We start from the raw sequence: 17,239 nt of genomic DNA, 5'->3' as shown, positions 1-17,239 counted from the left end.
CCACAACAACTCTACATGGAGCCTGGTGATGACCGTGACGCTGTCCCCCCTGCACATCGACTGCGATTTCGATTCCGGCAACATCCTCGTCAAGGATGCCAGTGACCCTGCACGGGTGCGCCTGGATATCCGCCCCGACACCCGCAGCGAGCACTTCCAGTGGTTCCACTTCAAGGCTGCGGGGCTGACCCCGGGCCAGACCCATGGTTTTGTCCTGGAAAACGCCGGTGCCTCGTCCTACCACGAGGCCTGGAGCGGTTACCAGGCCGTGGCCTCCTACGACCAGCAACAGTGGTTCCGGGTGCCCACCACTTTCGACGGCAAGGCCCTCGAATTCAGCCTCAAGGCCGAACAGCCCCAGGCCTGGTTTGCCTATTTCGAGCCCTACCCGCGCGCGCGCCACAATCAGTTGATTGAACGCGCCACCAGCCTGCCTGGCGTTGAACTGCTGGCCACCGGCCGCAGCGTCGAAGGCCGTGACATCCAGTTGCTGCGCGCCGGCGACGGCGCCGCAACCAAGCGCAAACTGTGGATCATCGCCCAGCAGCACCCGGGTGAGCACATGGCCGAGTGGTTCATGGAAGGGGTGATCGACCGCCTGCAAGACAATGACCCGACGATTCGGGCCTTGCTGCAGGAAGCCGACCTGTACCTGATCGCGAACATGAACCCCGACGGCGCCATCCACGGCCACCTGCGCACCAACGCCAAGGGCCAGGACCTGAACCGCGCCTGGCAGGATGCGAGCATCGACAAGAGCCCGGAGGTATTCTTCGCCCAGCAGCAGATGAAGCTGCACGGCGTCGACCTGTTCCTCGACGTGCACGGCGACGAAGAAATCCCCCACGTGTTCACCGCCGGCTGCGAAGGCAACCCCGGCTACAACGCGCGTATCGCTGCCCTGGAAACCACCTTCCGCGACAGCCTGTGCAAGCGCACCGTGGACTTCCAGCAGGTCCATGGCTACCCGCGCTCCGCCCCTGGCCAGGCCAATATGACCCTGGCCTGCAACAGCGTCGGCCAGGCCCATGACTGCCTGTCGCTGACCCTTGAGATGCCGTTCAAAGACCACGACGACGCGCCCAACGCCGAAACCGGCTGGAACGGCCAACGCAGCAAGGACCTGGCCAGCGCCGTGCTCGACGTGTTCGCGAAGATGGCCGCTACCCTGCGCTAAACCTGCTGGCGAGCAGGATCAACCGCCCTGGCAGGCAAAGCAAAGACCTGCCGGGGCCTTCGAACCCTAAATGGCGGCCACCAACGCCTCCTTTAGGGAACCTGCGCCATGACCACCCGCCTCCCCCATTTGCTCAAGGGCACCAGCCTCAGCCTGCTGCTGGCCCTGCCCCCGGTTCAGGCACTTGAGCTGTATGCCGATGACGACACCCACCTGAACGCCAACTTCCTCGCCGTGTACGGCCTGTTCAACAGCCGCAAGAATTACGACGACACCCCAGGCGGCTCGACCTGGCGCGAAGGCTTTATCAAATATGGCTTGAGCGCCGACCAGCGCCTGGGCGAACTGGGCACGGTTTATGGCACCGCCAACCTGGTCAGCTCGGCGACCTGGGGCGACGGCGATGCTGCCGGCATCAGCGATGGCAGCGAACGCACGACTAAATTCGACGAAGCCTTCGCCGGCTGGCGCTCGGGCAAACTGATCCCGGCACTGGGCGAGGATGGCCTGGACCTGTCGTTCGGTCGCCAGGTCATCACCCTCGGCGATGGCTTCATCATCAACGACGACGGCCTGAACTTCGGCAAGGGCCCGGCCGACGGCGAGCTCAATCGCGGCGGCGCCTATTATCTGGCCGCCCGCCATGCTTTCGACAAGACCGCAGTACTGCGCCTGGGCGCCAAGGATGGCCTGCATGGCAGCCTGTTGTGGATGAAGTCGGACAACCGCGCCCAGGCCAACAGCGAACTGGCCGCCGGCACCCTGGCCTACAGCGCTGCCCCCGGCACCCTGGAACTGACTTACATTCGCGGCCTGAATGTCGATGATCGCTATGCCAGCGAGTTCCAGAAACAACGTGAAGGCATGGACATCTACAGCCTGCGCGGCGCCGGTGATGCTGGGGTCGAGAACGCGCATTTCGCCTTCGAATATGCCTGGCAAAACAAGCACGCAGGGCCGGAGAAAGCCTGGTACGCCGAAGCCGGCTACACCTTTGCCGAGGTGCCCTGGCGCCCGGACCTGACCTACCGCTACAGCCACTATTCCGAAGGCTGGGACTCGATGTTCAACGGCATGAACCGCGGCTACGGCACCTGGTTCCAGGGCGAGGTCACGGGCAACTATTCAGGCCCGTTCAACAGCAACAACGACGTGCACTTTGTCGGCCTCAAGGCCACGCCTGTGGAGGCCTTGACCCTGGGCGTGCTGCTGTTCAACTACAAGACCCTGCACGAGCGCGGCACGCTGAACCTCGACGGCCGCGAGCTGGACCTGTACGCCGAATGGGCAGTCAGCGAGCACCTGATCATCAGCCCGCTGCTGGGCCTGTACCAGCCGCGCAAGAGCAGCGATGACGGCGGCAACCAGGTTGGCGGCAATGGCACCAACGTCTACAGCCAGTTGACCATTGCCGTGCCGTTTTAAGCGGTGCCGTGGGCCTTGTGCTTGAGCTTTTCGGTGTCGACCCGGACGAACACCGAGTCAGCGCTGACGGTCAGCACGTCGTCGGCCCAGACTTCGCAGATCACCCGGCTCTTGCGCCCCACTTCACCCTCGACCCGGGCCTTGAGCAGCAGCTCGACGCCCATCGGCGTGGGTTTCAGGTAGGTCAGGTTGAGCTGGCCGGTGACGCAGTCGATACGCGGCAGGCTGCCCGGCTCGCGGCCTTCGGCGCGGTAGTGGTAGGCCATGGCGGTCCAGTTCGAATGGCAGTCGACCAGCATCGCCAGCAAACCGCCATAGACCAGCCCCGGCCAGCCGAGGAAGGTGCTGTCGGGCGAGTGCCGGCACAGCAGGTGGATACCGTCGGCGTCCCAGTGGCTTTTCAGGTGCAGGCCGCTGGGGTGGGAACAGCCACAGCCGTAGCAGACGCCTTCGGGGGCGGCCAGTTCCTGCAGGGATAAGGCTTGGGTACTCATAGGCTTCCTGATTGTCTGTTTTTTAAAGGGAAAGCAACGCCGATAGTAACGCCGGACAACGAAAAAGCCCATGAACCGGTCATGGGCTTTTGCCGTGCCAAGCGCCGCGCTAGAGGCCTTTGGCCGATACCGACGGGCTGCCGGCCGGCTCGCTGGCCGGTGTTTTACGGCGGGTCAGCGAGATCAGCAGGATGGCCAGGGTCACCCCCGCGGTCATCAGGGTTTCATAGCGGTAGGCCGGGCTGATCAGCATGTAGCCGAGCACCAGGGTAATCAGGCCGATGACCAGCCAGGTCAGCCACGGGAACAGCCACATCTTGAACGCAAGCTCCGTGCCCTGGCGATCGGTGATGGCGCGCATGCGCAGCTGCGACACAGCAATCACCAGGTACACCAGCAAGGCGATGGCGCCGGTGGTCGAGAGCAAGAAGCCGAAGACCTTGCCCGGGAACACGTAGTTGACCAGGCAACCGGCAAAGCCTGCGAAGGTCGAGAGAATCACCGCCACGGTCGGCACGCCATTGCCGGAGATACGCTTGGTCATCTTCAGCGCCTCGCCCCGCGAGCCCAGCGAGTAGAGCATGCGCGAGGCGGTATAAAGCCCCGAGTTCATGCAACTGGTCACCGCCACCAGCACCACCAGGTCGACCATCAGCTTGGCGCCCGGCACGTTGAGCACTTCCAGCACGCGCTGGAACGAGCCAACGGCCTTGAGGCCCGGGTCGTTCCAGGCTACCAGCGAAACGATGAAGAAGATCGAGACGATGTAGAAGATCGCGATGCGGTACACCACCAGGTTGGTGGCCCTGCGGATCTTGTCCTTGGGGTTGGACGTTTCGTCGGCGGCGATGGTGACGATCTCGGCGCCGAAGAACGAGAAAATGGTCACCAGCACGCCGCCGAGCACCGCGCCAAAGCCGTTGGGCATGAAGCCGCCAGTGGCCCACAGTTGCTGCACGCCGGAGACTTCGGCCAGTGGCCAGAAGCCGAACACCGCCAGGGTGCAGACGCCAATAAAGGCAAGAATGGCAATGACCTTGATCAGCGCGAACCAGTACTCGAACTCGCCGAAGTTCTTCACGCTGATCAGGTTGGTGCCCGACAGCACGATCATGATCAGAAAGGCGAACAGCCACGACGGCACGCCGGGGAAGTAGGCATGCAGGATATCGGCACCGGCAATCGCCTCGACCGGAATGATCAGCACCCAGAACCACCAGTACAGCCAGCCGATGGTAAACCCGGCCCAGGGCCCGATGGCCTGGCTGGCGTAGGTGGAGAACGAGCCGCTGTTGGGGTTGGCGATGGCCATCTCCCCGAGCATGCGCATCACCAATAGCACCAGCAGGCCGGTCATGGTGTAGGAAATCAGAATGGCCGGCCCGGCGGTGGCGATGGCCGTTGACGAGCCAATGAACAGCCCGGCGCCGATGATCCCGGCAATGGAGATCATCGACACCTGGCGCGAGGTCAGACCGTGTTGCAGCGAACGCTGTTTCTTTTGTTGTAGCGATGCCATGGGTAACCCTCTACTGCTTGTTCTTGTACGGTGGTGTACTTATCGCGGGTCAGTCGAAGACAATCCCCTGCGCCAACGGCAGCTCGCGGGAATAGTTCACGGTATTGGTCTGCCGGCGCATGTAGGCCTTCCACGAATCCGAGCCCGACTCACGGCCACCGCCGGTTTCCTTCTCACCGCCAAACGCCCCGCCAATCTCCGCACCGCTGGTGCCAATGTTGACGTTGGCAATCCCGCAGTCACTGCCCGCGGCGCTCTGGAAGCGCTCGGCTTCGCGCAGGTCGGTGGTGAAGATGCACGACGACAAGCCTTGCGGCACTTCGTTGTTCAGGCGCAGGGCTTCTTCGAACTCGTCGTAGGCCAGCACGTAGAGGATCGGTGCAAAGGTTTCATGACGAACCACGGCGCTCTGGCCAGGCATCTCGACGATCGCCGGGGCCACGTAGTAGGCATTCGGGTACTGGTCCTGAATCTGCCGCTCACCGCCAAACACCTGGCCGCCTTCATCGCGGGCGCGCGCCAAAGCGTCCTGCATGCCTTCGAACGAAGCCTTGTCGATCAGCGGGCCGACCAGGTTGTCCTTGCGCGGGTCGCCGATACGAACCTTGGCATAGGCGGCTTTGACCCGAGCAACCACTTCGTCCTTGATCGAGCGATGGACGATCAGCCGGCGCAAGGTGGTGCAGCGCTGGCCAGCAGTACCGACGGCGCTGAAGAGGATGCCGCGCACGGCCAGATCCAGGTCGGCACTCGGTGCAAGAATCATCGCGTTGTTGCCACCCAGTTCGAGGATGCTGCGGCCGAAACGTGCAGCCACCCGCGGGCCGACTTCACGGCCCATGCGGGTGCTGCCGGTGGCGCTAACCAGCGGCACGCGCGGATCGTCGACCAGCGCTTCGCCGGCCTCACGATCACCGATGATCAACTGGCTCAGGCCTTCTGGCGCATCACCAAAGGCTTTCAGGGCTTTTTCGAACAGCGCCTGGCAGGCCAGCGCGGTCAGCGGGGTTTTCTCCGACGGCTTCCAGACCACGGCGTTGCCGCACACCAATGCCAGGGTGGTGTTCCAGGCCCAGACCGCGACGGGGAAGTTGAAGGCGCTGATCACTCCAACCACGCCCAACGGGTGCCAGGTTTCACGCATATGGTGGCCCGGGCGCTCGGAGGCGATAGTCAGGCCATAGAGCTGACGCGACAGGCCGACGGCGAAGTCGCAGATGTCGATCATTTCCTGCACTTCGCCCAGACCTTCCTGGGTGATCTTGCCGGCTTCGATCGACACCAGCTCGCCGAGTGCAGCCTTGTGCTCACGCAGCACTTCGCCGAACAGCCGCACCAGTTCGCCACGCCGTGGCGCCGGCACATCACGCCAGCGCAAGAAGGCCCCATGGGCGGCGTCGATACGACGGCTTACCGCCGCTTTGTCTTCCAGGATAAGCGCTGCGATCTGGCTGCCGTCGATGGGCGTAAAAACAGCATGAGTGCCGCCGTTATATAAACTTTCAGGCACGCCCAAACGGGTAAGTAGTTCAGCAACCATCTTATTATTCTCCTACAGCGGATACGGGTTGAAATCGTTGATGCAGGTCAGTATTAATCTATAGGGCCGCTGCTCACAAACGACCTTTTAGAAGCACATGATTCCGTAACGGAATGACCTCATCTCTTTTTCGCCAGGTTGACCCCGCCCATGTCCAAACGCCTGATGCCCTCCACCACCGCCCTGCAGTGCTTCGAAGCCGCCGCCCGGCACCTGAGTTTTACCCGTGCAGCCCAAGAGCTGCACCTGACCCAGAGCGCGGTGAGCAAGCAGGTCGCGCAGCTTGAAGAGATGCTCTCGCACCCGCTGTTCCAGCGCATCCGCCGGCGCCTGCACCTGACCCCGGCCGGCGCCCTGTACCTGGCCGAGGTGAACAAGATCCTGGTGCAACTGGACATGTCCAGCCGCTACATCCTCAGTTATGGCGGCGAGACCGAAGTGCTGCGCATCGCCACCCAGCCGACCTTCGGCGAGCGTTGGCTGGTGCCCAACCTCAAGGGCTTCGGCGAGCGCCATCCGCGTATTCACCTGGACATCCGCAACGAACTGGAGCCCTTCGACCTGGTTCAGGCCAAGGCCGACATCGCCTTCTTTTTCGGCCAGGGCACCTGGCCCGGGGCAACCTGCATCGAGCTGTTCAAGGAGCAGGTGGTGCCGGTGTGCGCCCCGGACCTGCTGGCCCGGCAGCACTTCGACAGTGCCGAATCACTCACCGAACACCGCCTGCTGCAGTGCACCTCGCGGCCCGAGGCCTGGCATGAGTGGTTTCTCGGCCAGGGCCTGCACAGCCAGAACAGTTACCACGGCCCACGCTTCGACACCTTCTACATGTGCATCCGCGCCGCCCAGGCCGGCTGCGGCATCGCCCTTGTCCCGCGTTATCTGGTGGCCGAGGAGCTGGCCGAAGGCAAATTGGCGATCCCCTGGAACCACCCGAAAACCAGCGAGGGCTCGCATTTTATCGCCCACGCCGAGCATGCCGCCGAGGTGCCCAAGGTCCGCGCCTTTGTCGAGTGGATCGTTGAGCGCGTGGGCAGTGGCGGGCAAGTTCCGGAATTGAAGGAATGATTGCAATCCTTTATTTCGTTTGCACTGAATAACCGCGGCTCGCTTAGATAATAAGAAACTGCAGCGAGGCCGCGGGCAAATGAGTCACGAAACTATCAGCCAGTCTATTTCCGTAGTTCACCCTATTACACTGTCACACGGTAAAAACGCGGAAGTCTGGGACACCGACGGCAAACGTTATATTGATTTTGTCGGCGGTATTGGCGTGTTGAACCTGGGCCACTGCCACCCGCGAATTGTCGCCGCCATCCAGACGCAGGCCACGCGCCTGACCCACTACGCCTTCAACGCCGCCGGGCATGAGCCCTACATCGAGCTGATGCACCGGCTGGCGCAGTTCGTGCCAGTGTCTTACCCGCTCAGTGGCATGCTCACCAACAGCGGTGCGGAAGCTGCAGAAAACGCCCTGAAGATCGCTCGCGGTGCCACCGGCAAGACTGCGATCATCGCCTTTGACGGCGGCTTTCATGGCCGCACCCTGGCGACCCTCAACCTCAACGGCAAGGTCGCCCCCTACAAGCAGCGCGTCGGCGTGCTGCCGGGGCCGGTGTATCACCTGCCCTTCCCCAGCCAGGACACCGGGGTGAGCACCGAGCAGGCGCTCGAGGCCATGCAGCGCCTGTTCAGCGTCGAGATCGACGTCAATGACGTGGCCGCCTTCATCTTTGAACCGGTGCAGGGCGAGGCCGGCTTCCTGGCTATGGAACCTGCGTTCGCCCAGGCCTTGCGCAGCTTCTGCGACCAGCACGGGATCCTGCTCATCATCGATGAAATCCAGTCGGGTTTTGGCCGCACCGGCCAGCGCTTCGCCTTCCCGCGCCTGGGCATCGAGCCGGACCTGCTGTTGCTGGCCAAGAGTATTGCCGGCGGCATGCCGCTGGGCGCGGTGGTCGGGCGCAAGGCGCTGGTCGACAACCTGCCCAAAGGCGGCCTGGGCGGTACCTACTCCGGCAACCCTATAGCCTGCGCCGCCGCGCTGGCCACCCTGGATGAAATGAGCGATGCCAACCTGGCAACCTGGGGCGAGCAGCAGGAAGCGGCGCTGCTCAGGCGCTTCAAACGCTGGCAGGCCAACAAACTTTCACCTTACCTGGGCCGCCTGACCGGCACCGGCGCCATGCGTGGCATCGAGCTGGTCAACGCCAATGGCAGTCCGGCCACGGCGCAGCTGGCACACCTGCTGGCATCTGCCAGGAGCGCCGGCCTGCTGCTGATGCCCAGCGGCAAGGCGCGGCACATCATCCGCTTGCTGGCACCGCTGACCATCGAGCCTGAGGTGCTGGAAGAAGGCCTTGATATCCTCGAGCGCTGCCTTGGCGAGCTGGCTTAACCCTGCAGCGGCCCGGGCCACTGCTCAACGCCCGCAAGGTAATGACGCGCCTTGAAGCCCCCGGCTTTCAGGGCCGTCACCGCATCGCGGGAAAACACGCACCAGGGCCCACGGCAATAGGCGACCACTTCCTGGCTGGCCGGCAGCTCACCCAGGCGCTGCTGCAATTCGCTGAATGGAATATTGATCGCCCCCGGCAAGTGCCCTTGGGCAAATTCCTCGGCCGGGCGCACATCGAGCAGGGTCACGCTGTGCTCCTGCAAACGCTCAAGCAGCTCTTCCCTGCTGATCCCTTCCAGCTGTTCAGGCGCACTCAGGCTATCGCTCATCAGCTCGCGGATCGCCGCACGGTTGAACGCGGCCAATTGCCCGAGCGCCGCCAGCACCTCGGTGATCGGCCCGGCGCTGAGCCGGTAGAGCACGCGCTTGCCATCACGGCGGGTCTGCACGAAGCCGGCGCGACGCAAGTGCTGCAGGTGCTGGGAGGCGTTGGCCACCGACAGCTGGCACTGCTGAGCCAGTTGCTCGACGGCCAGCTCACCGCCCGCCATCTGTTCGAGCAGATTCAGACGATGGGCGTGGCCAAGGGTCCGCGCCAGCTCGGCAATCTGCTGGTGTTGTTGGGTTTTCATATCAGTCATTGACAGCAAGGTAGCATTGGCCAATCATTCAATCAATCTATTGAATGTTATTAAAAGGAGTACGCCATGCTTGAAGGATTGACCCTTGCGATACTGATTGGCGTAACGGCCACCGCCATTGCCGATCTCTGGTCGCTGTTCCAGTTGCGCGTGCTGGGCATGGCCGGGCCGAACTGGGGCTTGGTCGGCCGCTGGATTGGCCATATGCCGCGCGGGCAGTTCGCCCATCAGAGCATCGCCAAGGCGCCTGCGCTGGCCAACGAACGGCTGATCGGCTGGAGTGCGCATTACCTAATCGGGGTGATGTTCGCCGCTTTGCTGCTCGCCCTTTGCGGGCTGGAGTGGGCGCAACAGCCACGGTTTATGCCAGCATTTGTGCTTGGCCTGGCGACCGTGGCGGCGCCCTACCTGATCATGCAGCCCGGCATGGGCGCCGGTGTCTTTGCCTCGAAAACCCCCAAGCCGAATGTGGCGCGGGCACGCAGCCTGCTGGCCCATGGGGTGTTTGGCGTGGCCTTGTACCTGGCCGGGTTGTTCTGGGCTGGCGTGCTGTAGCCCAACGGATTACAGGCCCAGTTCTTGCGGAGTAAGCATGTCGCATTCAAAGGCGATCCAGCCGCCTTCCAGCTCGGCATGGCCGTTAACGATCGGGCCGTAGTAGCTCAGGCCGTTATCGAGGGTCACGCAGATGTGCGTCGCCTTGTCCGGAGCGGCCAGGGCACCGACAAAGTGGACCTTCTTCAGCGTCTCGGTAACGGCTTCAAGACCCACCCGAATTGCAACGTTTTCCACCGCTTCAACGTCTGCATGCAGGTCGTCGCTGACGGTTACGGTGGCTGTGTAGTTGTACATGGTCGAACTCCAACGACAATTCTATCGGCGTCTGCTGACGCTCACGGGCGCATAGGGTAATGGAGCGGCCCGGAAAAAGCCCGCGCCTATCGACGAGGCGACGCACGAAGGTACCCTCGGCCCGCCCCGGCTGGTATTGTGCCCCCCGGTAAAACCTGTCAGAGGAATGACATTGAGTGCTGAACAGAACCTGACCTCGGACATGTTCGAGGTCGATAAGCGCCTGGGGCTCAAGCCCGTGGTGGATTTCAACAACTACCTGCAAAAAGCCTTCGGCGACGGGCCTTGCACCTGTATCCGCTGCCGCACCAGCGGCGGTGACGAAACGGGCTACGAGTACCAGCACACCTTCGTGCTCGACGGCCAGACGCTCAACCGGCGCTTTGCCAACACCGCGGGCAGCGATGTGCTCAATGCACTGAAGAAGGCCTGGCTTTCGTACACCAAGGCCGACCTGCCGGCGCTGGGTGCGCTGGACCTGAGCGCAGTGAAAGGTTTTGTTGAACCGCAGCTGCACAAGCGCCTGCTGCCGCTGTTCCTGGCCAGCGGCCTGGTGCGTGAAATCGACGGGCAGTGGATGCTGCAGGTCCAAGCCGGCGATTGAGTGCTTGGGGCTGCTTGTGCAGCCCATCACCGGCAAGGCCGACTCCCACAGGTAGCGTAGGCTTTTAGAGGCGCGAGCTGATCCATTGGCGATGCTGCTCACACCTCACCTTTGCTTCTAGATGTACGTAATTGCAGACGCCACCTATCGTCCCTTGCAGAAGGCCGAGTGGAACCCTTGCGTAGTGGGGCGACGGCCATGGATGGCCGGCGAGCGCCGTAGGGCCAGGGACGGCCCTTCGGCGCGCCCCCACGGGAGCAAGGGTGGAAGGAGGGAACCCGGAGCGCAGCGCAGGGCCGATGAAGGGACAGGGCGTTTTTGGTTACTTTTGCCGCCAAGCAAAAGTGACCCGCCGTAAGGGCGGAAGGCGCCGGCAGCGCCTCATCATCAAATGGATCAGCTCAAACACAGCCTGGCTGCCCCAATACTTGCAAGCTTCTTAAGACAGTTACTACCACACTTCCAGGCCTGTACAGCACCTGTGGGATCGGCGATGCGGCGACGGCCTGCCCGCGATGCCCCTCAGCCACCCACCGCCAGCGCAAACGGCCCCTGCGCCAGTTGCTCACGCAAGAACGCCACGCAACTGCGGACCTTCGCCGAGCTACCCGAACGCGCCGCCGTCACCGCCCAGACATCCGCCGGCTGGTGATATGCCGGCAACACCCTGACCAGCGACCCCTCCTGCAAGCTGGCGGCCACGTCCCAGTACGAAGCCATGATGATGCCGTGCCCGTCCATCGCCCATTGGCGGACGATATCGCTGTGGTTGGCGGCCATGGGCCCGGTGACCTTGACCGTTTCCGGCCCGCCCGGGCCGACCAGTCGCCACACGCCAAAGCGGTCGTCGCGGCTGCGAAACAGCAGGCAATCGTGCTGGGCCAGTTCCGCCGGTACCCGCACCGGGCCGCGCCGCGCCAGGTAATCCGGCGATGCCGCCAGCACCCGCTTGTTCTCGGCAATGCGGTGAGCGATCAGGTGTTTCTCCTGCACCTCGCCGACGCGGATGTCGATATCGAAGTTCTCGCCAATCAGGTCGACCCGGCGGTCGAGCAGTTCCAGCCAGATATCCAGGGTCGGGTGACGCTTGCGCAACAGCGACAAGATCGGCGCGATGTGCTCGCGGCCCAGGCGCAGGCTGGTGCTGATACGCAGGGTGCCGCGCGGCTCGCTGTGGGCAGCGGACAACGACTCAAGCATCGACTCGACGTTCTCGAGAATCTTCTGCGCCCAGATGAACGCCGCCTCGCCGTCGCTGGTGATATTCACCCGCCGCGTGGTGCGGTTGAACAGCTTGACCCCCAGCAAGGTCTCGAGGGTGGCAATGCGCTTGCTGACATGCGCCGGCGACAGGCCGATCTCGGTGGCGGCGGCGATGAAGCTTGAGCGGCGCGCCACTTCGCAGAACAACTGCAGGTCGCGCAGCAGCGGTTCATTATTCGCTAATAGCGCATTCTGATTCTTCATCTGGCCCGATTATCTCCTGGGAGTTTTTTATTAGCCTCTCACAAAACCGCTGCCGCGGTCCGCATAACAATAACGAGAGCGCCATGAACAAACTTCGCATTGCCGTTGCCGGTGCCGGCCTGATTGGCCACAGGCATATCGAACTGATCCAGGCCAGCGCCGAGTGCGAACTGGCCGCCCTGATCGACCCGGCCCCGGCCGCCGCCGAGCTGGCAGCCAGCCACGGCGTTGCCCTCTACCCTTCACTTGAGCAACTGTTTGCCGAGCAGCGCCCGGACGGGGTGATCCTCGCTACGCCCAATCACCTGCATGTCGAAGGCGCCCTGGCCTGCGTCGACCACGGCGTTGCCGCGCTGATCGAAAAACCCGTGGCCCACACCCTGGAGGAAGGCAAGCGCCTGCTGGCGATCGCCGAGCAAACGGGTGCGCGGCTGCTGGTCGGCCATCACCGTGCCCACAGCGCGATCCTCGCCAAGGCCCGCGAGGTAATCGGCGAAGGCTTGCTCGGCAACCTGGTAGCGGTGATGGGCAGCGCGCTGTTCTACAAGCCCGACGACTATTTCGACGCCGCGCCCTGGCGCCGGCAGCTCGGCGGCGGGCCGGTGCTGATCAACATGATCCACGAGATCGGCAACCTGCGTTCGCTGTGCGGCGAGATCGTCGCCGTGCAGGCCCAGGCTTCCAGCGCCACCCGTGGCTTTGCCGTGGAAGACAGCGTCGCCATCAGCCTGCGCTTTGCCAACGGCGCCCTCGGCACCTTCATGCTCTGCGACACCGCCGCCTGCGCCCGCAGCTGGGAGCAGACCGCGCGGGAGAACCCCGATTACCCCAGCTACGCCGACGAAGACTGCTACGTGATCTGCGGCACTCAGGGCACGCTGTCGATCCCGACCATGCGCCTGAAGTACTACGAGCAATCTGCCGAGCGCTCATGGTGGAAACCCTTCAGCACCGCCGTGGCGCCGCTGCAAAGCGCCGACCCGCTGGCCCGCCAGCTGGCGCACTTCTGCCAGGTGGTGCGTGGCGAACAAGCGCCGCTGGTGAGCGTGCGCGACGGCCTGCGCAACCTGCAGATCGTCGAAGCCATCAGCAGCGCCGCGCGCAGCGGGCAGATCGTCGACACCGACAGCCTCTGAAGCCTTTTATCCAGTCCTACCGCTCCATAACAACAACAAACGGAGACAGACAGATGGCCAACCATCCCCAAGGGCTGCATGCAGCCCGGCAAACCAAGAAAGCCACGGCCAGCGGCTGGGTCGGCTCGGCGCTCGAGTACTACGACTTCTTCATTTATGCCCAGGCTGCGGCGCTGATTTTCCCGCAGATCTTCTTCCCTTCCAGCGACCCGAAACTGGCCATCGTCGCCTCCCTGGCCACCTACGGCGTCGGCTACCTGGCGCGCCCGGTCGGCGCCTTCGTGCTCGGCCACTGGGGCGATACCCGCGGGCGCAAGCATGTGTTGCTGCTGTGCATGCTGCTGATGGGCCTGGCCACCTTCGCCGTCGGCCTGCTGCCGACCTACAACCAGATCGGCTACTGGGCGCCAGTGCTATTGGTGGTGCTACGCCTGGTCCAGGGCTTTGCCGTGGCCGGGGAAATCGCCGGTGCCAGCTCGATGATCCTCGAACATGCGCCGCCCGGTCGTCGTGGCTTTTACGCAAGCTTCACCCTGCAGGGCGTGCAGGCCGGCCAGGTGCTGGCGGCGGCAATCTTCCTGCCGCTGGCCTATTTCATGCCCGAAGAGGCCTTCAACAGCTGGGGCTGGCGCATCCCCTTCCTGCTCAGTGCCGCCGTGCTGCTGGCAGCATTCATCATCCGCCGCGAGGTCGAGGAGCCGGCGGCGTTCACCCAGAAAGTCGCCAAGGTGGTGCGCCAGCGCTCGCCCATCGGTGAAGCCTTCAAGCACAGCTGGCGCGGCATGCTGGTAGTACTCGGGGTGTCGCTGATGAACGTGATCCCGGTGGTGACCACCGTGTTCGGCGCCGCCTATGCGGTACAGCCGGCCTACGGCGTGGGTTTTGACAAGAGCGTGTACCTGTGGATCCCGGTGGTCGGCAACATCGTCGCAGTGCTGGTGATCCCCTTTGTCGGCAACCTCTCCGACCGAATCGGCCGCCGCCCGCTGATCATCGGCAGCGCCATCGGCTGCGGGTTGATGTCGTTCCTTTACCTCTATGCCATCAGCCTGCACAACCTGCCGCTGGCGTTTGCCGCCTCGCTGCTGATGTGGGGGATGATCTACCAGGGCTATAACGCCATCTTCCCAAGCTTCTTCCCCGAGCAGTTCCAGACCCATTACCGGGTCTCGGCCATGGCCGTGGCGCAGAACATCGGCTACATGATCACCGCCCTGCTGCCGGCGCTGTTCACCGCCGTGGCGCCGCCGGGCTCCGACAACGTGCCGCTGCTGATCGGCGCCATCACCTGCCTGGTCACCGCGCTGTCGGCCATCGCCGCCTGGAGCGCCCCGGAAACCTACCGCACGCCCATCGACCAGCTCGGCAAGGCCGACGCGGTAAGCCTGGACAAACCCACCTACGACGCCCTGCGCGCCAACGCCCTGACTGGAAACCAGCCATGAATACCCTGCTCGTGCTCAACGGCCCCAACCTGAACATGCTCGGCCTGCGCCAACCCGAAGTCTACGGCCGCGAAACCCTGGCCGATGTCGAAAACCTCTGCCAGCAGGCGGCCCGGCGCCTGGAACTGAAACTTGAGTTCCAGCAGACCAACCACGAAGGCCAACTGATCGACTGGATTCACCAGGCCCGTGGCCGGGTCGGCGCAATCGTCATCAACCCCGGCGCCTGGACCCACACCTCGGTGGCAATTCACGACGCTTTGATTGCCGCCGAGGTACCGGTGATCGAGGTGCACATCTCCAACGTCCACCGCCGCGAAGCCTTCCGCCACCACTCCTATGTGTCGCTGGTGGCCAAGGCGGTGCTGGCCGGTTTCGGCACTCACGGCTACGTGCTGGCGATCGAACATTTTGCCCGCGAACTCAAGCACGCCAACGGAGGCGCCCAATGAAAACCATGGCCAACCCACAACAACGACTGCGCCTGGGCTTTGTCGGCGGCGGCCTGGAGTCGTCGATCGGTTCGACTCACCGCTACGCAGCGTCCCTGGACGGCCATTACCAGCTGGTCGCCGGGGTCTTCGCCCGCGACCCCGAGCGTAACCTGGCCGCGGCCCAGGCCTATGGCGTGGCGCCAGAGCGCGCCTATGCCGATTTTGAAGCCATGGCCAGGGCCGAAGCCGTCCGCGCAGACGGCATCCAGGTGGTGGCGATCATGGCGCCCAATGCCGTGCACGTACCGGCGAGCCTTGCGTTTCTCAAGCACGGTATCGACGTCATCTGCGACAAGCCGCTGGCGGCGAACCTTGCCCAGGCCAATGCCCTGCTCGATCAGGTTCGCCAAGGCCCGGCCCTGCACCTGCTGACCCACAACTACAGCGGCTACCCGTTGATTCGCGAAGCCCGCGAACTGATCGCCCAGGGTGCGATCGGCGAGGTGCGCCTGGTGCAGGTCGAGCACGCCAGCGCCTTCGGCACCCACCCGCTGGAGCAGCAAGGGGTCAAGGCCCTGGCCTGGCGCACCGACCCCAGCCAGGCCGGCGCTTCGTCGGTACTGGCCGATGTCGGCGTGCATGCCCACCAACTGCTGCGCTTTGTAACAGGCCAGGAGGTCAGCCAGGTCTCGGCCGAGCTCAGCACCCTGGTGCCGGGCCGCGCCTCGGACGACAACGCCCACGTCAAACTGCGCCTGAGCGGCGGCGGCCGAGGCCTGCTATGGGCAAGCTTCGTCGCTGCCGGCCAGCGCCATGGCTTGCAGATCCGGATCTTTGGCTCGAGCGGCTCGCTGTACTGGCACCAGGAACAACCCGAGCGCCTCGAACTGCGCCACCAGGACCAGCCGCACCAGGTGCTGCGCCGGGGTGAAAGCTGGCTCAGCGATGCCGCCAGGCAAGCCACGCGAATCAAGGCCGGCCAGCCCGAAGGCCTGCTCGAAGCCTTCGCCAACATCTACAGCGACGCCGCCGAACTGATCAGGGCCCGCCGCGAACAGCGCGCCCCGGCGCCCTTGGCACGCCTGTGCCCGACCGCTGAAGACGGCCTGCGCGGCATGGCATTTATCGAGGCGTGTGTGCAGTCGGATCGCCAGGAGGGGCGCTGGATCGAAGTCAGTTGAGCGCGCACTCGCGCAACCACTCAATCATCACCCGCAAACGCAGCGGTAACCTCTCCCGCGGCGGATGCACCAGGTAGTAACCCTGCCCCGCCGTCTGGCTGAAGCCCCCCAGGGGCAGGATCAACGCGCCCTGGTCCAGCAACGGTTGCACCAGGCGCCGGCGACCGATGGCCACGCCGGCATGGTGGCTGGCGGCGGCGCTGCACAGGTCGGAGCGGTCGAAGGTCAGGTGGCGGGCGGGCAGGTGCTGTTGTACGCCCTGCTCGCCGGCCCAGCGTTGCCACTCGGCGTCGAAGGCGGCATGTTCCCAGGCCAGGGCATCGTGCAGCAAGGTGCACTGGGCCAGGCGGCCGGGGTGGTCGATCAGGCCGTGGCGCTCGGCATACTGCGGGCTGCACACCGGGGCGACGTGCTCGTCCATCAACAACTGGCTGGCCAGCCCGGGAAACTCGCCATGGCCATACAACAAGGCCAGGTCCACCGGGCGGGTGCGAAAATCCACCGGCTCGTTGCCGGTGCGGATGTCCAGGCTGACCTGCCGATAGCGCTGCTGGAAATCCGCCAGGCGCGGCACCAGCCAGTGCTGGGCCAGCGACGGCCGCACATACAGGCTCAGGGCACCGCTGACTTCTTCAGTCGACGGTTGCAGGGCTTCTTGCAGTTGCGCTTCCAAGCCTTGCAGCACCTGATAGAGGCGCTCGCCTTCAGCGGTCAGGCGAATGCGCCGGGTCAGGCGTTCGAACAGGCGCAACGCCAGGGCTTGTTCCAGGCGGGCGATGCGATGGCTGACGGCGCTGGCAGTCAGGCACAGCTCTTGCGCGGCCTGACTGAAGCTCAGGTGCCGGGCAACCGCGACAAAGGTGTGCAGGTTGGCGAACTGGGCACCGCTCAAGCGGCTGCCAAGGCGATCGGGCAGGTTGAGCATG

At 64.2% G+C, this 17,239-nt stretch carries 17 protein-coding genes; 10 read left to right on the top strand and 7 right to left on the bottom strand.

What is annotated here, in order from left to right; all coding sequences use genetic code 11:
- Positions 1 to 28: 28 nt before the first annotated feature.
- A complete protein-coding gene (locus LOY22_RS11565; RefSeq protein WP_258597540.1) occupies positions 29 to 1,177 on the top strand; it encodes a M14-type cytosolic carboxypeptidase in 1,149 nt (382 codons plus the stop codon).
- 108 nt (positions 1,178 to 1,285) lie between these two features.
- Positions 1,286 to 2,602 carry an alginate export family protein gene (locus tag LOY22_RS11560; RefSeq protein ID WP_258597539.1) on the top strand — a complete coding sequence of 439 codons (1,317 nt, stop codon included), beginning with the start codon at positions 1,286 to 1,288 and terminating at the stop codon, positions 2,600 to 2,602.
- Here the strand turns inward: LOY22_RS11560 and LOY22_RS11555 are convergent.
- The 3 genes from LOY22_RS11555 to LOY22_RS11545 all read right to left on the bottom strand — a co-directional run bounded on the left by LOY22_RS11555 (position 2,599) and on the right by LOY22_RS11545 (position 6,155).
- Positions 2,599 to 3,096, bottom strand: a complete 498-nt coding sequence (locus LOY22_RS11555) for a PaaI family thioesterase (protein ID WP_045198503.1) — start codon at positions 3,094 to 3,096, stop codon at positions 2,599 to 2,601. The genes LOY22_RS11560 and LOY22_RS11555 overlap by 4 nt on opposite strands.
- A 109-nt stretch (positions 3,097 to 3,205) precedes the next feature.
- Complete coding sequence (locus LOY22_RS11550; protein WP_195883836.1) at positions 3,206 to 4,615, bottom strand: amino acid permease; 1,410 nt, start codon at positions 4,613 to 4,615, stop codon at positions 3,206 to 3,208.
- A gap of 49 nt (positions 4,616 to 4,664) precedes the next feature.
- Positions 4,665 to 6,155, bottom strand: a complete 1,491-nt coding sequence (locus LOY22_RS11545; RefSeq protein WP_258597538.1) for an aldehyde dehydrogenase family protein — start codon at positions 6,153 to 6,155, stop codon at positions 4,665 to 4,667.
- Between the two features lie 150 nt (positions 6,156 to 6,305).
- Here LOY22_RS11545 and LOY22_RS11540 point away from each other — a divergent pair, with 150 nt between their 5' ends.
- Together LOY22_RS11540 and LOY22_RS11535 are read left to right on the top strand one after the other, a co-directional pair.
- A complete protein-coding gene (locus LOY22_RS11540) occupies positions 6,306 to 7,223 on the top strand; it encodes a LysR substrate-binding domain-containing protein (protein ID WP_045196844.1) in 918 nt (305 codons plus the stop codon).
- A 79-nt stretch (positions 7,224 to 7,302) separates the two neighbouring features.
- Positions 7,303 to 8,553, top strand: coding sequence for an aspartate aminotransferase family protein (locus LOY22_RS11535; RefSeq protein ID WP_258597537.1), 1,251 nt, complete (start codon positions 7,303 to 7,305; stop codon positions 8,551 to 8,553).
- Here LOY22_RS11535 and LOY22_RS11530 read toward each other — a convergent pair.
- Complete coding sequence (locus LOY22_RS11530; RefSeq protein WP_213601543.1) at positions 8,550 to 9,185, bottom strand: metalloregulator ArsR/SmtB family transcription factor; 636 nt, start codon at positions 9,183 to 9,185, stop codon at positions 8,550 to 8,552. The two genes, LOY22_RS11535 and LOY22_RS11530, sit on opposite strands and share 4 nt — an antisense overlap.
- Positions 9,186 to 9,260: 75 nt before the next feature.
- On the opposite strand from LOY22_RS11530, the gene LOY22_RS11525 reads away from it, so the two are divergent.
- A complete protein-coding gene (locus LOY22_RS11525; protein ID WP_258597536.1) occupies positions 9,261 to 9,749 on the top strand; it encodes a DUF2938 domain-containing protein in 489 nt (162 codons plus the stop codon).
- 9 nt (positions 9,750 to 9,758) lie between these two features.
- On the opposite strand, the gene LOY22_RS11520 is transcribed toward LOY22_RS11525, so the two are convergent.
- On the bottom strand, positions 9,759 to 10,046 hold the full coding sequence (locus LOY22_RS11520) for a hypothetical protein (protein WP_045196837.1): 288 nt from the start codon (positions 10,044 to 10,046) through the stop codon (positions 9,759 to 9,761).
- A 172-nt stretch (positions 10,047 to 10,218) separates the two neighbouring features.
- On the opposite strand from LOY22_RS11520, the gene LOY22_RS11515 reads away from it, so the two are divergent.
- Positions 10,219 to 10,650 (top strand): hypothetical protein, encoded by a 432-nt coding sequence (locus LOY22_RS11515; protein WP_045196835.1) that lies wholly within the window; start codon positions 10,219 to 10,221, stop codon positions 10,648 to 10,650.
- A gap of 522 nt (positions 10,651 to 11,172) precedes the next feature.
- Here LOY22_RS11515 and LOY22_RS11510 read toward each other — a convergent pair.
- Positions 11,173 to 12,117, bottom strand: coding sequence for a LysR family transcriptional regulator (locus LOY22_RS11510; RefSeq protein ID WP_093383788.1), 945 nt, complete (start codon positions 12,115 to 12,117; stop codon positions 11,173 to 11,175).
- An 83-nt stretch (positions 12,118 to 12,200) separates the two neighbouring features.
- On the opposite strand from LOY22_RS11510, the gene LOY22_RS11505 reads away from it, so the two are divergent.
- From LOY22_RS11505 to LOY22_RS11490, 4 genes are read left to right on the top strand one after another with little or no spacing between them, the layout of a single operon-like run.
- A complete protein-coding gene (locus LOY22_RS11505) occupies positions 12,201 to 13,253 on the top strand; it encodes a Gfo/Idh/MocA family protein (protein ID WP_258597535.1) in 1,053 nt (350 codons plus the stop codon).
- Positions 13,254 to 13,306: 53 nt separating this feature from the next.
- Positions 13,307 to 14,698 (top strand): MFS transporter, encoded by a 1,392-nt coding sequence (locus LOY22_RS11500; protein WP_045196828.1) that lies wholly within the window; start codon positions 13,307 to 13,309, stop codon positions 14,696 to 14,698.
- Positions 14,695 to 15,150, top strand: a complete 456-nt coding sequence (gene aroQ, locus LOY22_RS11495) for a type II 3-dehydroquinate dehydratase (RefSeq protein ID WP_195883828.1) — start codon at positions 14,695 to 14,697, stop codon at positions 15,148 to 15,150. The genes LOY22_RS11500 and aroQ overlap by 4 nt, the downstream gene beginning before the upstream one ends.
- Positions 15,147 to 16,313 (top strand): Gfo/Idh/MocA family protein, encoded by a 1,167-nt coding sequence (locus tag LOY22_RS11490; protein WP_258597533.1) that lies wholly within the window; start codon positions 15,147 to 15,149, stop codon positions 16,311 to 16,313. Before aroQ ends, LOY22_RS11490 begins: the two co-directional genes overlap by 4 nt.
- On the opposite strand, the gene dsdC is transcribed toward LOY22_RS11490, so the two are convergent.
- Positions 16,306 to 17,238: a DNA-binding transcriptional regulator DsdC gene (dsdC, locus tag LOY22_RS11485; RefSeq protein WP_258597532.1), complete on the bottom strand. Its 933-nt coding sequence runs from the start codon at positions 17,236 to 17,238 to the stop codon at positions 16,306 to 16,308. The two genes, LOY22_RS11490 and dsdC, sit on opposite strands and share 8 nt — an antisense overlap.
- Position 17,239: the final 1 nt, after the last annotated feature.

The sequence above is a fragment of the Pseudomonas sp. B21-035 genome (assembly GCF_024748945.1).
In the GTDB taxonomy this organism is placed as follows: domain Bacteria; phylum Pseudomonadota; class Gammaproteobacteria; order Pseudomonadales; family Pseudomonadaceae; genus Aquipseudomonas.
Note: the sequence above shows the minus strand (reverse complement) of the source record. Positions and strands in the feature narration are given on the sequence as shown.

Coding starts and splice junctions, on each gene's coding strand:
- dsdC (WP_258597532.1), bottom strand. CDS start 17,238: ATGCTCAACCTGCCCGATCGCCTTGGCAGCCGCTTGAGCGGTGCCCAG.
- LOY22_RS11520 (WP_045196837.1), bottom strand. CDS start 10,046: ATGTACAACTACACAGCCACCGTAACCGTCAGCGACGACCTGCATGCA.
- LOY22_RS11510 (WP_093383788.1), bottom strand. CDS start 12,117: ATGAAGAATCAGAATGCGCTATTAGCGAATAATGAACCGCTGCTGCGC.
- LOY22_RS11565 (WP_258597540.1), top strand. CDS start 29: ATGACCGTGACGCTGTCCCCCCTGCACATCGACTGCGATTTCGATTCC.
- LOY22_RS11500 (WP_045196828.1), top strand. CDS start 13,307: ATGGCCAACCATCCCCAAGGGCTGCATGCAGCCCGGCAAACCAAGAAA.
- LOY22_RS11490 (WP_258597533.1), top strand. CDS start 15,147: ATGAAAACCATGGCCAACCCACAACAACGACTGCGCCTGGGCTTTGTC.
- LOY22_RS11550 (WP_195883836.1), bottom strand. CDS start 4,615: ATGGCATCGCTACAACAAAAGAAACAGCGTTCGCTGCAACACGGTCTG.
- LOY22_RS11555 (WP_045198503.1), bottom strand. CDS start 3,096: ATGAGTACCCAAGCCTTATCCCTGCAGGAACTGGCCGCCCCCGAAGGC.
- LOY22_RS11535 (WP_258597537.1), top strand. CDS start 7,303: ATGAGTCACGAAACTATCAGCCAGTCTATTTCCGTAGTTCACCCTATT.
- aroQ (WP_195883828.1), top strand. CDS start 14,695: ATGAATACCCTGCTCGTGCTCAACGGCCCCAACCTGAACATGCTCGGC.
- LOY22_RS11560 (WP_258597539.1), top strand. CDS start 1,286: ATGACCACCCGCCTCCCCCATTTGCTCAAGGGCACCAGCCTCAGCCTG.
- LOY22_RS11530 (WP_213601543.1), bottom strand. CDS start 9,185: ATGAAAACCCAACAACACCAGCAGATTGCCGAGCTGGCGCGGACCCTT.
- LOY22_RS11545 (WP_258597538.1), bottom strand. CDS start 6,155: ATGGTTGCTGAACTACTTACCCGTTTGGGCGTGCCTGAAAGTTTATAT.
- LOY22_RS11525 (WP_258597536.1), top strand. CDS start 9,261: ATGCTTGAAGGATTGACCCTTGCGATACTGATTGGCGTAACGGCCACC.
- LOY22_RS11505 (WP_258597535.1), top strand. CDS start 12,201: ATGAACAAACTTCGCATTGCCGTTGCCGGTGCCGGCCTGATTGGCCAC.
- LOY22_RS11540 (WP_045196844.1), top strand. CDS start 6,306: ATGTCCAAACGCCTGATGCCCTCCACCACCGCCCTGCAGTGCTTCGAA.